The 12,681-nt window shown below is 72.3% G+C and carries 14 protein-coding genes; 5 read left to right on the top strand and 9 right to left on the bottom strand.

What is annotated here, in order from left to right:
* Window positions 1-13 precede the first annotated feature (13 nt).
* Window positions 14-1,156: an acyl-CoA dehydrogenase family protein gene (locus H4W31_RS18115; protein ID WP_192772192.1), complete on the bottom strand. Its 1,143-nt coding sequence runs from the start codon at window positions 1,154-1,156 to the stop codon at window positions 14-16.
* Between the two features lie 130 nt (window positions 1,157-1,286).
* Between H4W31_RS18115 and H4W31_RS18110 the strand changes: the two genes are divergently transcribed.
* Entirely contained in the window at window positions 1,287-1,757 is a 471-nt protein-coding gene (locus H4W31_RS18110; RefSeq protein ID WP_192767743.1) for a hypothetical protein, read from the top strand.
* Between the two features lie 108 nt (window positions 1,758-1,865).
* Here H4W31_RS18110 and H4W31_RS18105 read toward each other — a convergent pair whose 3' ends face one another.
* Both H4W31_RS18105 and H4W31_RS18100 read right to left on the bottom strand, forming a co-directional pair.
* Window positions 1,866-2,564, bottom strand: a complete 699-nt coding sequence (locus tag H4W31_RS18105) for a UdgX family uracil-DNA binding protein (RefSeq protein WP_192767742.1) — start codon at window positions 2,562-2,564, stop codon at window positions 1,866-1,868.
* A 29-nt stretch (window positions 2,565-2,593) separates the two neighbouring features.
* A complete protein-coding gene (locus H4W31_RS18100; RefSeq protein WP_192767741.1) occupies window positions 2,594-3,934 on the bottom strand; it encodes an aminotransferase class I/II-fold pyridoxal phosphate-dependent enzyme in 1,341 nt (446 codons plus the stop codon).
* A 39-nt stretch (window positions 3,935-3,973) separates the two neighbouring features.
* On the opposite strand from H4W31_RS18100, the gene H4W31_RS18095 reads away from it, so the two are divergent.
* Window positions 3,974-5,221, top strand: coding sequence for a bifunctional pyridoxamine 5'-phosphate oxidase family protein/GNAT family N-acetyltransferase (locus H4W31_RS18095; RefSeq protein WP_192767740.1), 1,248 nt, complete (start codon window positions 3,974-3,976; stop codon window positions 5,219-5,221).
* Window positions 5,222-5,228: 7 nt separating this feature from the next.
* The gene (gene leuE, locus H4W31_RS18090; protein ID WP_192767739.1) at window positions 5,229-5,903 is read left to right on the top strand and encodes a leucine efflux protein LeuE; all 675 of its coding nucleotides are present in this window, start codon (window positions 5,229-5,231) and stop codon (window positions 5,901-5,903) included.
* Window positions 5,904-5,986: 83 nt separating this feature from the next.
* Here leuE and H4W31_RS18085 read toward each other — a convergent pair whose 3' ends face one another.
* From H4W31_RS18085 to H4W31_RS18075, 3 genes are read right to left on the bottom strand one after another with little or no spacing between them, the layout of a single operon-like run.
* Window positions 5,987-7,006, bottom strand: coding sequence for a sporulation protein (locus tag H4W31_RS18085; protein WP_192767738.1), 1,020 nt, complete (start codon window positions 7,004-7,006; stop codon window positions 5,987-5,989).
* Window positions 7,007-7,063: 57 nt separating this feature from the next.
* Window positions 7,064-8,128: a hemolysin family protein gene (locus H4W31_RS18080; protein ID WP_192767737.1), complete on the bottom strand. Its 1,065-nt coding sequence runs from the start codon at window positions 8,126-8,128 to the stop codon at window positions 7,064-7,066.
* Window positions 8,125-9,477 (bottom strand): hemolysin family protein, encoded by a 1,353-nt coding sequence (locus H4W31_RS18075; RefSeq protein ID WP_192767736.1) that lies wholly within the window; start codon window positions 9,475-9,477, stop codon window positions 8,125-8,127. Before H4W31_RS18075 ends, H4W31_RS18080 begins: the two co-directional genes overlap by 4 nt.
* Before the next feature lie 341 nt (window positions 9,478-9,818).
* On the opposite strand from H4W31_RS18075, the gene H4W31_RS18070 reads away from it, so the two are divergent.
* A complete protein-coding gene (locus tag H4W31_RS18070; RefSeq protein WP_192767735.1) occupies window positions 9,819-11,009 on the top strand; it encodes a D-arabinono-1,4-lactone oxidase in 1,191 nt (396 codons plus the stop codon).
* Window positions 11,009-11,389: a sensory rhodopsin transducer gene (locus H4W31_RS18065; RefSeq protein ID WP_192767734.1), complete on the top strand. Its 381-nt coding sequence runs from the start codon at window positions 11,009-11,011 to the stop codon at window positions 11,387-11,389. The genes H4W31_RS18070 and H4W31_RS18065 overlap by 1 nt, the downstream gene beginning before the upstream one ends.
* Before the next feature lie 24 nt (window positions 11,390-11,413).
* On the opposite strand, the gene mnhG is transcribed toward H4W31_RS18065, so the two are convergent.
* Genes mnhG through H4W31_RS18050 form a run of 3 tightly spaced genes read right to left on the bottom strand, consistent with a single transcriptional unit; the run spans window position 11,414 to window position 12,668 of the window.
* Complete coding sequence (gene mnhG / locus H4W31_RS18060) at window positions 11,414-11,773, bottom strand: monovalent cation/H(+) antiporter subunit G (RefSeq protein ID WP_192767733.1); 360 nt, start codon at window positions 11,771-11,773, stop codon at window positions 11,414-11,416.
* Complete coding sequence (locus H4W31_RS18055) at window positions 11,770-12,030, bottom strand: monovalent cation/H+ antiporter complex subunit F (protein WP_192767732.1); 261 nt, start codon at window positions 12,028-12,030, stop codon at window positions 11,770-11,772. The genes mnhG and H4W31_RS18055 overlap by 4 nt, the downstream gene beginning before the upstream one ends.
* The gene (locus tag H4W31_RS18050) at window positions 12,027-12,668 is read right to left on the bottom strand and encodes a Na+/H+ antiporter subunit E (protein WP_318783251.1); all 642 of its coding nucleotides are present in this window, start codon (window positions 12,666-12,668) and stop codon (window positions 12,027-12,029) included. The genes H4W31_RS18055 and H4W31_RS18050 overlap by 4 nt, the downstream gene beginning before the upstream one ends.
* Between the last annotated feature and the right edge of the window lie 13 nt (window positions 12,669-12,681).

Below are 12,681 nucleotides of genomic sequence, written 5' to 3'. Positions count from 1 at the left end.
GGTGGTCGATGTGCTAAAGGCCCAGCTCGCGGCCGATGATCTCCTTCATGATCTCGGTGGTGCCGCCGTAGATGGTCTGCACCCGGCCGTCCAGCCAGGCCCTGGCGACCGGGTACTCCAGCATGTAGCCGTACCCGCCGTGCAGTTGCACACAGCGGTCGGCGACCCGGTTCTGCAACTCGGTGGTCCACCACTTCACCTTCGCCGCGTCCACCGCGGACAGTCGGCCGGCGTTGATCTCGGCGACGCAGTGGTTCAGGAAGGTACGCGCGATGGTGATCTCGGTGTCCAGCTCGGCGAGCAGGAACCGGTTGTGCTGGAACGCCCCGATCGGCCGGCCGAACGCCTCCCGGGACCGGGCGTACTCGACGGTGATCGCGAGCAGCCGTTCGGCGGCGGCCACCGCCGCAACCGCGATGCTGAGCCGCTCCCGGGGCAGGTTGCCCATCAGGTGGTAGAAGCCCTTGTTCTCGGTCCCGAGCAGGTTCTCCACCGGCACCCGGCAGTCGTCGAAGAACAGCTCGGCGGTGTCGTTGGCCTTCAGGCCGACCTTGGCCAGTCGACGCCCCCGGGTGAAGCCGGGCGTGTCCCGCTCGACCACGATCAGGCTGACCCCGTGGGCGCCCCGGTCGGTCGCGGTCTTGACCACGACCACCACCAGGTCGGCCAGCTCGCCGTTGGTGACGAACGTCTTCTGTCCGTTGAGGACGTACCCGTCACCGTCCCGGACGGCGGTGGTCCGGATCCCGGCCAGGTCGGAACCCGCACCCGGCTCGCTCATCGCGATCGCGGTGACCAGGTCGCCGGAGCAGAAACCGGGCAGCCAGCGCCGCCGCTGCTCCCGCGTGCCGAGTTCGGTCAGGTACGGCGCCACCACGTCGTTGTGCAACCCGAACCCGAGGCCGGAGCAGCCGGCTGCGACGATCTCCTCCACCAGTACCGCGTTGAACCGGAAGTCCCGCTGGCCGCCCCCGCCGTACTCCTCGGGAACGTCCATCCCCAGCAGCCCGGCGGCGCCGGCCCGGCGCCAGACCTCCCGGTCGACGATGCCGTCCGCCTCCCACCGCTCGTGCTGCGGTACCGCCTCGCGGGCCAGGAACGCCCGGCACAGCGCCCGGAACTCGTCGTGTACCGGCTGGTAGAGGTGCTGCTCCATGCCGGTCAGTCTGCCCCGGGGGAACGGCCAACCCAACCCCTGCGGCACCGCCCAGCCGTTCTGCTCCGGGTCGGACCCGGTCGATCCCACAACTGGTCGGTCACGTCGGGCGGTGCACTAGGGTTCGGGGATGGCGGGCACACCTCGGGAGGCGGAAGCGCGCCTCGGTCCGATCGGCGCACTACTCTGCCGGCTCGTCTTCCTGGCCATCTTCCTGCCCGGACCAGTCCTGCTCGCTGTCGGGGTGACTGTGGACCCACGGCAGTCGCCCACGGACTTCTGGGGCCTGCTCGCCGGTGGCGTACTGGCGACGATCGTCGGGGTCGGCTTCGGCGTCTTCGGCTTGCGCCTGGTCACCCGCTCGCGCCGCGACGCGCGTCGGCTCGCCACCGCCGGTGTCGCCGCGACGGCGGAGGTTCTCACGGTGGCCAACCACCTGGGCGGCGAGGATCCTGGGCTGGAACTCCGCCTGCGGATCAGCGGGCCCGGGTTCGCGACCTTCGAGGCGGACACGATCCGCGCCGACGACCCGGCCCTCGTACCCGGCACGTTGCTGGCGGTCCTGGTGGATCCGACGGATCGGCTCTTCTCAATCACCTAGTGCGCTGTCCCGCACCTGTCACAACCGGTCCTCGCCGCTACGGCGAGCTGGGCCCGCACGACCGATTCTCGACGTGAAGGCCGTGGTCACTCCCCCGCGTACGAAGGCTCAGCCGAGCGCGCCGGCCACCACCTTCAGGTCGGCGACCAGGCCGGCGTACGCGGCGTCGCGGTCGTCGGCGCGGAGCACCGCCGAGGGGTGGATGGTGGCGACGAGTTGGGTCGGCGGGACCGACTCCCGCTGGCCCGTCGGCCCGACCGGCACCTTGGCGAAGTCCTGCGGGCGCTGGGCCGACTCGGGCCAGGGCAGCAGCTCGCCCCGGGACCGGGTGACCCGGAACGACGGGCCGAGCAGCGCCTTGGCGGCGGTCGCGCCGAGCACCACCACGACCTCCGGGTGCAGTTTGGCGAACTCGGCGACCAGCCAGGGCCGGCAGGCGACGATGTGCACCTGGTCGGGGGTCTTGTGCAGCCGGCGCTTGCCCCGCATCTCGAAGCGGAAGTGCTTGACGGCGTTCGTGATGTAGAGCTGCGTCGGGTCGATGCCCGCCTCGTCCACGGCCCGCCGCAGCAGATGCCCGGCCGGGCCGACGAACGGCAACCCCTTCTGGTCTTCCATGTCGCCGGGCTGCTCACCGACGAAGACCACCCGAGCCCGCTCGTCGCCCCGGCCGAAGACCGTCTGGGTGGCGTCCCGGTGCAGCTCACAGCCGTGGCAGCCACCGGCCGCCGCGCGTAGTTCGGCGAGGCTGTCGGCACCGGGCGGGATGAACTCCTGGGCTCCGGGCGCGGTCTCGGTGTCAGACATAGCGCATGTTCTACCCGATACCTCCGACGTCACGCACTCAGGGTGGCCGACGCGCCGGGGGCGGCGGCCCGGGCCACCACGTCGGCCAGGGGTGCGATGTCCTCCTCGGCGAGCGGGCTGACGGTGATCCGGATTCCGGGACCGCTGGCCAGCCGGTAGATCGCGCCGGGCGACACCACGTAGCCGGCGTCGCGCAGCACCGTGATCGCCCGGGTCTCGTCGGGTACCGGCAGCCAGACGTTGATTCCGGTACGCCCGTGCCCGGTCAGTCCCCGTTCGGCGAGCGCGGCCAGCAGCGCGGCGACCCGGTCGGCGTAGCTCTGCCGGGCCAGCGCGATCCGCTCGGCGACCTCCGGATCCCGCCACAGCGCGAGGGTGAGCCGTTGCAGCACCGTGGAGACCCAGCCGGAGCCGACCCGCAGCCGGCCGGCGACCCGGGCGACCGTCGCGGCGTCCCCGGCGAGCACCGCGACCCGCAGGTCCGGCCCGTACGGCTTGCTCGCCGACCGGACGAAGGCCCAGGTACGGGTCGCGCCGGCCAGGCAGTGCAGCGGCTCCACCGAGAGTTCGGCGGCGTGGTCGTCCTCGACGAGCAGCAGGTCCGGATGGCGGGCCAGAATCCCGCGCAGTTCCGCCGCCCGCCGTGCGGTGACGGCCGCTCCGGTCGGGTTGTGCGCCCGGCTGGTCACCACGACCGCACGGGCTCCGGCGGCCAGTGCCGCCCGCAGTCCGGCCGGCGTGGGGCCTTCGTCGTCCACCGACATCGGCACCACCCGCAGCCCGAGGGCGGCGACCAGGTCGATGGTGTTGGCCCAGCCCGGGTCCTCGACCGCGACCGCGTCCCCGGGCCGCAGATTGGTGACGAGCAGTCGCTCGATGCCGTCCGACGCGCCGCCGGTCACGGTGACCGCCTCCGCCGGTACGCCGTCGGCGGCCAGCCGCTCCCGGGCCGCCTCGACCAGCTCGGGCAGGACGCCACCGCTCCGGTAGTTGACCGGGTTGTCGGCGCTGGACGCCAGCGCGGCCAGGTGGGTGCCGAGCGGGGGCAGCAGCCGGGAGTCGGGCTCACCGACAGACAGGTCGAGGGCGCCGGGTGGGGCGGGCAGCCGCAGCTCGGCCCGGCCGGCGGTGACCGGTGGTTTGGGGCGGATCCGGGTGCCGTTGCGGCCGGCGGTCTCCACCACCCCGCGCTGGCGGAGCCCCTGGTACGCCTTGGCGACGGTGCCCGGCGCGACCCCGAGTTGGTCGGCGAGGGCCCGGACGGCGGGCAGGGCGGCTCCGGCGGGCAACTCGCCGAGGCGTACCCCGGTTTCGATGTTCGCCGAAATCTCGGCTGCCGTCGTACCGGTGATCTGATAATGTGCTGTCACAGTTACAGGATTGTACTATAACAAAGAGGTGGACGCGGCATGTACGAGCAGACGCACCGGACCACCGCCACCCGCGACCGGGCGCGGACCGACTACCGCCGGGACGCCGCACACGAACTCCTCGACTCGGCGTACCACTGCCATCTCGGGTTCGCCGTCGACGGCGAACCCCGGGTGCTGCCCACCCTGCACGTGCGGATCGGCGAGACGCTCTACCTGCACGGCTCCACCGGCAGCCGGCCGCTGCTGGCCGCCCGGAGCGAGGCCGGGCTGGCGGTCTGCGTCGCCATCACCCACCTCGACGGCCTGGTCTACGCCCGCTCCCAGTTCCACCACAGCGCCAACTACCGCTCGGTGGTGGTGCACGGCAGCGCCCACCTGGTCACCGCCGAGGCGGAGAAGGCGGCCGTGCTGACCGCGCTGGTGGAGAAGGTCGGCCGGGGACGGTCCGGCGCCAGCCGGCCACCGAACCGCCGGGAACTCGCCGAAACCGCCGTACTGGCACTGCCGCTGCGCGAGGTCTCGGTCCGGACCCGTACCGGCGGCGTACGCGAGGAGCCGGCGGACCTCGCCCTGCCGTACTGGGCCGGCGTACTGCCACTGCGGATGGTCACCGGCCGGCCGGAGCCGGACACCGGGGTCACCGCGCCGCTGCCCGACCACCTGCTGCCGGCACTGTCCCCCTGGCACACCCCGGCACCGATGGCCGGTGCCCACGTCCGGCTCGAACCGCTGGCCGAGTCGCACGTCGAGGGGCTGTGGGCGGCCGGCCGCGACCCCGAGGTCTGGCAACACCTGAGCGTCGCGAGGCCGACCGACCCGGACGAACTCGCCGACGTGGTCCGGGCCGCACTCGACGCCGGCTGGCGGGGCGAGCGGGTGCCCTGGGTGCAACTCGACGCCGGCACCGGGGAGGTGATCGGCACCACCTCCTACTACGAGGTCAACCCGCAGCACCGCGCCGTCGCGATCGGACACACCTTCCTGGGCCGCCGCTGGTGGCGTACCGGGGTCAACACCGAGGCCAAGCTGCTGCTGCTGACCCGGGCCTTCGAGGAACTGGGCGCGCAGCGGGTGGTCTGGCACACCGACATCCGCAACGAGCGTTCGCAGCGGGCCATCGAGCGGCTCGGCGCCCGGCGCGAGGCGGTGCTCCGGCGCCACCGGCAGCGTCCGGACGGCTCGTGGCGGGACACCGTGCAGTACGTGATGATCGCCGACGAGTGGCCGGAAGCACAGCTTCAGCTGCGGAAAAGACTTCGTTCGGCGGTCCCGGCCGGGCGATGATTCCGGCGTGCTGGGGATCACCGACATCTGGACGTACCTGCTGGGCACCGTGGCCATCATCCTGCTGCCCGGACCCAACTCACTCTTCGTACTCGCCACGGCCGCCAAGACCGGGGTACGGACGGGCTACCGCGCCGCCGCCGGGGTGTTCGTCGGCGACGCCGTGCTGATGGCACTCTCCGCCGCCGGGGTGGCGTCGCTGCTCACCACGCACCCGCCGATCTTCATGGTGATCAAGTACGCCGGTGCGGCGTACCTCGGTTATCTCGGGTTGGGCATGCTGCGCGGCGCCTGGCGGCGCTGGCGTACCCGCAACGAGCCGGCGGCGCCGGACCCGGCCGGCGCCCGGCCGGCCACGGTCGCCCCGGCGGCCGCTGTCGACCGGCCGTTCCGGCGGGCGGCGGCGATCAGCCTGCTGAACCCGAAGGCGATCCTCTTCTTCATCTCGTTCTTCATCCAGTTCGTCGATCCGGCCTATCCACACCCGGCGTTGTCGTTCCTGATGCTCGGCCTGATCGTCCAGGTCACCAGCGCGCTCTACCTGACCATGCTGATCTTCGCCGGCAGCCACCTGGCGGCCCAGTTCCGGCGTCGGCGTCGGCTGACCGCGGCCGTGACCACCGGCATCGGCGCCCTCTTCCTCGGCTTCGGCCTCAAACTGGCCACCGCCACCGTCGGCTGAGCCTGGGGGGCGCGCCGGGGCTGAAGTGTTAGGAAGGGGCCCTTCTTCTACAAAAAACGATAGGAAGGGGCCCTTCCTTACCGTCAGGTTCCGCCGCCGCCATCGCCGCCGCCGCCGATGCCGCCCCCGCCGCTGTCTGCCTGCCGGGGGCCCCGGTCGGCTGCGGACGCATCGCCTGAGGCGTGGCCCGACGGCTCGGCGCCCGGGTGTTGGCTGTCCGGGGTGTTGGTGCCGGAGGGACCGGGGTGCAGTGGGTCGGCCTCGGCCCGGACCGCGGCGGAGCGGGGCGGCGCCGGAGGGCGGCGGGCCGTCCGGACCGGATAGCCGGAGCCCAGCGCGCCGTGCCGGTCGACCGCGTACCGGATCCAGCCGTCCACCACGTTCGTCCAGTCGACCTCGGCGGCGCCCTGGTGCGCGACCCGGAACCGGCTCAGGCTGACGTGGCCGGCTCCGGCGAGCGCGATCCGGCGGTCCAGCGCGAAGACGACCTCCACGCCGAGTGGATTGGCGAAGAAGCTCACTTCGAGTTCGCTGAACGGGCCGGCGTACAGCGGCGCCGCCCAGTAGCCGATCTTCTGGTGGAACGGCAGTCGCTGTGCCACTCCGGGCAGCCGGCCGGCGAGCAGTCCGACCTGGCGCAACCGGAAACCCAACCCGGTCAGCGTGGCGAGCACGCCCTCCTGCGCCGGCAGCGGATGTACGTACACCGGGCGCAGGTCGCCCCGGTCCAGCATCGGGCTGACCGCCACCTCGGCCCGCAGCCCCATCCGCAGGTTGAGCAGGCACACCCCGTTGACCACCGTCACCGGGGTCTCCCAGGGCACCGGCACGCCGAAGTCCACGGTCCGGCACTCGTCGGCGTCCAACCCGAACCCTCCGGTGACCGGCACCCGGTGAAACTCCACCGGCACGTACTCCGCCGAACCGTCCGCCGGTTCGACCCGGGTGACCAGGCCGAGAGCCAACCGGTCGACGGTCACCGGAGACCGGCCGGCGGTGACGGCGACCCGGCCCGGCAGGGTCAACCCCGGCCGGGTGCTCGGATTGGTCAGCGCGGTCCGGACGCTCAACCCCGAACCGGGCAGCAGCCCTCCGAAGCCCACCGCCGCCGTCCCTTCCGCACCCGGACGTCCGGCCCCCGCCGGCCGTACGGGCACCGCTCAGCGCAGCCGCCGCCCCCGTGGCACCGGATCGGTCTCGTCGTCGAACTCCCCGATGACCTCCTCGAGCAGGTCCTCCAAGGCGACGAACCCGATCGGCCGACTGGCACCTGCACCGTTGCTGACCAGGGCCAACTGCGCCTGGTCGGCACGCATCGCGGCGACCGCCTCGGTGACCGTGGCCGTCGCCGCCAGGGTGAACGGGGTGGTCATCAGATCCCGGGCCGTCGCCGCACGACCGGCGGTGGTGACCCGGACCGCCTCCCGGACGTGTACGACCCCGGCCACCTCACCCGGATGGTCGAAGACGGCCAGCCGCGAACGGCCGCTGGACCGGCAGACCTCCTCGATCCGCTCGGCGGAGTCGTCCAGGCGTACCGACACGATGGTCTCCACCGGCTCCATCACCTGGGCGACCGTGGTGCCCTGGAGCGACAGCATGCTGGTCAGCATCTCGTGCTGGTCGGCGCCGAGCAGACCGTGCTCACGGGACTGCTGCAACAGCATCCGCAGCTCCTCCGGCCCGTGTGCCTGGGCCAACTGCTCCTCGGGATCCACCCGGGCCAGCCGCAGCGTGACGTTGGCCAGCCCGTTGAGCGCGGCCAGGATCGGCCGGGCGACCCGGGCGAACGCCCGGAACGGCAGGGCGAGCAGCAGCGCGGACCGCTCCGGGTCGGTGATCGCCCACGACTTCGGGGCCATCTCGCCGACCACCAGGTGCAGGAAGGTCACGATGGCGAGCGCGAGCAGCAGGGCGATGACGTGGCTGGCCGTGTTCGGCAGGCCCACCACGTGCAGCACCGGGCTGAACAGGTGCTCGATGGCGGGTTCGGCGAGCGCGCCGAGCCCCAGTGTGCAGACCGTGATGCCGAGTTGGGCACCGGCCAGCATCAGGGTCAGCTCCCGGACCCCGTCCAGTGCCGCCCGGGCGGCCCGGCCACCGGAGGCGGCGGCCTGCTCCAACCGGTAGCGCTTGCTCGCCAGCAGGGCGAACTCGGCGGCCACGAAGAAGCCGTTGAGCGCGAGCAGCAGCAGGGAGATCAGCAACGCCCACGTCGTACTCATGACGCCGCCTCGTTGGCCAGCACCCGGAGCCGGACGGAGTCGGCGACGTGCCGGTCGACCGCCAGCACCTCGACGTGGGCCCGGGGCAGCGACTCGTCGTGCTCGTTGTCCCCGTCCGAGGACAACCGGATCTCCAACCGGTCCCCGACCTCGGGCACCCGGCCGAGTTCCCGCATCACGAGTCCGGACAGGGTGTCGTACTCGGGCGCCTCGGGCAGGGTGATGCCGGTGCTGTCGGCGACCTCGTCGATCCGCCACCGGGCCGGCACCACCCAGGAGCCGTCGGCCTGGCGGATCGGGGCCCGCTCGGGCGGATCGTCCTCGTCCCGGATCGGTCCGACCAGTTCCTCGGCGATGTCCTCCAGCGTGATCACGCCGGCGAATCCGCCGTACTCGTCGACCACGCAGGCGAGCTGGCGGTGCCCGGCCCGCAACCGGTCCAGCACCGTCGGCAGCGGCAGCGTCGCCGGCACCAGCAACGGGGGTACGGCCACCGCCTCGACCGGGGTACTCGCCCGTTCCGCCGCCGGCACCCCCAGCACGTCGGCGATGCCGACCACACCGATCAGGTCGTCCACCCCCTCCGCCCCGCGGACCGGGAATCGTGAGTGCCCGGTGTCCAGCAGCTCGACCAGCCGGCTGACCGGCTCGTCGGCGCGTACGGTGTGCACGTCCACCCGGGGGACCATGGCCTCGGCGGCGGTGAGCTGCCGGAAGTCGAGACCCCGGTCGAGCAGGATCGACATCTCCGCGTCGAGCTGCCCCTCCTCGCGCGACTCGGCGATGATCTGCTCCAGGTCCTCCGGCGTCGCCCCGCTCGGCAGCTCCTCCACGGGTTCGATACCGAACCGGCGCAGCAGCCGGGTGGCGGCGACGTCGAACAGCCGGATCACCGGGCCGGCGACGGCGAGGTAGAAGAGGGTCGAGCGGCTGAGCGCCCGGGCCAGCGGCTCGGCCCGGACGATGGCGAGGTTCTTCGGGGCCAGTTCACCGAAGACCATCTGTACGACGGTGGCGATCACCAGGGCCAGCGCGACCGAGACCGGCGTGCTGACCGCCGCCGAGACCCCGGCGACCCCGAGCAGTTCGGCCAGCCCGTCGCCCAGGAACGGCTCGGCGACGTAACCGACGAGCAGCGCGGTGACGGTGATCCCGAGTTGCGCTCCGGAGAGCATGAAGGAGAGGCGTCCGGTGACCGTGAGGGCGCGTTGGGCGGCGATGTCGCCGTCCTCGGCGAGCTGTCGGAGTTTGCCCCGGTCCACGGCGACATAGCCGAATTCCTGGGCGACGAAATAACCGGTCGCCACGGTGAGCAGGATGATCAGAAGAAGACCGAGCACGATCAGCACGGGTGGCTCAGCGCTCCCCGTTGTCGCGACTGGTGCGATGGGTGCCGGGTCTGACCCGGCTGGCTACAGCTGCCCTCCTGGGCAGTTGAGTCGATCACGCGACCATCTTATCCAGGCCCGCTGTGCCCTGCCGGGACAACCACCGGTCCCCGCCGCCGGACCCGCCACCAGGGCGTACCGCCGCGGTCGCCGGGTCGGCCGGCCGGGAACCGAGACCGTTTCCGGGGCCGGTGACCGGGTAGGGAAGCGTGCCCGGGCGGCCCCGCCGGCCCGCCGGAACCGCGTACGGAGCCACACGCGCGACCGGCGGCAGCGGGGACACCGGGGAACGGGAGGCGGTATTGGGACGCCAGTGGCGCAACTGGTCCGGAAGCCTGCGCTTCACCCCTCGGGAGCAGGTCGCGCCGGCCGACGAGGACGCGCTCCGGGCGCTGGTCGACCGGGCCCGTCGGACGTCGACGAAGCTCCGGCCGGTCGGCGCCGGTCACTCGTCCAGCGCACTGGTCCGGACCGACGACGTACTGGTCAGCCTGACCGGGCTGGAGCGGTCGGTGCGGCGGCACGAGGATCCGTACCTGGCCACGGTGAGCGCCGGCGAACCGCTGGGCGAACTCGGCGAGGCCCTGTACGAAGCGGGGTTGGCGATGGACAACCTCGGCGACGTCGACGTGCAGACGATCGCCGGCGCCACCGCCACCGGTACGCACGGCACCGGGCTGCGCTTCGGCAATCTGTCCACTCAGGTGGCCGGCGTACGGCTGGTGACCGGCACCGGCGAGGTGCTGGACGTCTGCGCGGAGCGGAACGCGAGCCTGCTTCCGGCGGTCCGACTGTCCCTGGGCGCACTCGGTGTGGTGACCCGGATGACGCTGCGGCTCGGCCCGACCTACCATCTGCGGCGCCGGAGCTGGTGCTCGTCCATCGCCTGGACCCTGGAGCATCTGCACCAGTTGCAGCGGCAGAACCGGAACATGGACTTCTACTGGTACCCGCGTACCGACACCACCCAGATCCGGACCCTCAACCTGCGCGACGACGAGCCGGCGTTCACCCCGGCCGGGGAGCCCCGGACGACCGAGACCGGCCCGAGTCACCGGACCATTCCCCGGCACCGGGAACTGCGCTTCGACGAGATCGAGTACGCCATTCCGTCGGAGGCGTTCCACGCCTGCTTCGCGGAGATCCGCCGCCGGGTCCTGAACCGGCACCGGACCGGGGTGGCCTGGCGGATCCTGGTCCGCACCGTCGCCGAGGACGACATCTGGCTCAGCACCGCGTACGGCCGGGCCACCACCACGATCGCCTGCATACAGAACAACTCGCTGCCCCACCGGGAGTACTTCGACGACGTCGAGGCCGTGTTCCGGCAGCACGACGGCCGCCCGCACTGGGGGAAGAAGCACTCGCTGACCGCCCGGGAGCTGCGCGGGCTCTATCCACAGTGGCAGAGGTTCGCCGACCTCCGCAGTCGGCTCGATCCGGACGACGTCTTCCTCACCCCGGACCTCGCCCGGCTGCTGAGGGACGAGTGATGACCGGGCTCGGCGGACGGGTGTGGGTGGTCCCGGGTGGCCGGATCCCCTTCCCGAGCAGTGGTGAGGAACCCGAGTTCACCAGCTTCGACCAGTTGTGTGTGCTCAACACGGGGGACGAGACCGCCGAACTGGAGTTGACGATCTACTACGAGGACCGGGAACCGGTCGGGCCGTACCCGATCGAGGTCGGCGCGCGCCGGGTCCGGCACGTACGCCTGAACGATCTCGTCGATCCGGAGGCGATCGTCCTGGGGCGACGGTTCGGCTGTGTCGTACGGTCCCAGGTTCCGGTCGTCGTCCAGTTCCTTCGGCAGGACACCCGGCTGCCCGGTGCCCTCGGACTGCTCGGCACGATGGCCTTTCCCGCCGGGTCGTAGCCGGCGGGCGGGCCCGTGGCCCGCTCAGGTCCCGTCCCCGGGCCCGTCCCCGCGGTCCGCCAACTCGTCGGCCACCAGCAGATCGGCGCGGACCCGCCCGGTCCGGTAGGCGGCCCGGCCGATCATCTGGGCAGCCAGCGGCGCCGTGGCCAGCTGGAACCCGCCGATCAGCACCAGCGTGGCCAGGTCGGCACCGTTGCGCAGGCTCACCGCCAGCGCCAGCAGGATGAGCAGCACCCCGAGCACCTGCGGCTTGGTCGCCGCGTGCATCCGGGTGAGTACGTCGGGAAACCGGAGCAGCCCGATCCCGGCGAGCAGGCTCAGCAGGCCTCCGGCGACCAGACAGGCCGCCACGAGCACGTCCAGCAGATCCGCGCCGCTCACGCCTCCTCCCCGGCGGCGAACCGCACCAGGGACACCGAGCCGATGAAGCCCAGCATCGACAGGGCGATCAGGATCGGCAGGGTGGTGGCGTGCCGGTTGACGGCCGCCTCCGCGCCGAGTGCACCGATCATGATCGAGAGGAGTACCTCCACCGCGACCATCCGGTCCAGCAGGGCGGGGCCGCGTACGACGCGGAACAGGGCCAGCCCCGCCGCGACCGAGAGCAGGATGGCGACGATAACGACGGTGACAGTCATCTGGATCCTTCCGGTTCGGGATGTGTGGGCGAGAGCAGGCGCAGTTCCGCGGCGGAGCCGACCACCCGGACCAGGCGGGTCTCCAGCGCCAGGATCCGGGCCCGGCTCTGCGCCAGGTCCTCGGCGCCACGGACGTCCAGAACGTGCACGTACAGCGTTCCGGTGTCCCGGTCCGCCTCGACGATGAGCGTTCCCGGCACCAGCGACAGCACCTCGGCGGTCAGGGTCAGGTTGAGGTCGCTGTGTACCCGCAACCGGACGGCGATGATCGCGTTCCGGGGTGGCGGGCCGGGGCGTACCGCGACCCAGCCGACCTGCACGCTCGCCACCACCAGTTCGACGACGAACCGGACGACCAGGTCGGCCAGGGCCAGCGGTCGGAGCCGGCCCCCGAAGGTCACCCGGGGCAGTGGCAGGAAGACCAGCACGACCACGGCCACGAGAGCCCCGCCGAGGAGGTTGCCGAGGGAGAACTCGCCCCACAGCAGGCTCCAGACCGCGACGAGCCAGGCGACCGTGAACAGGTTGTCCCGGAACCGGCGCCGGTCCGGCCGCCAACCCCACACCGCACGCCAGCCGCGTGTCCCCCGGTGCCGGGCCGGCGGATCGGCGTACTCCGGCAGGTCACCGCCGGTCACGGTGCACCGCCGG

This window comes from Plantactinospora soyae (assembly GCF_014874095.1).
Taxonomy (GTDB): Bacteria; Actinomycetota; Actinomycetes; order Mycobacteriales; family Micromonosporaceae; genus Plantactinospora; species Plantactinospora soyae.
The sequence above is the reverse complement of the archived record's forward strand: the minus strand, read 5'-3'. Positions and strand labels throughout refer to the sequence as shown.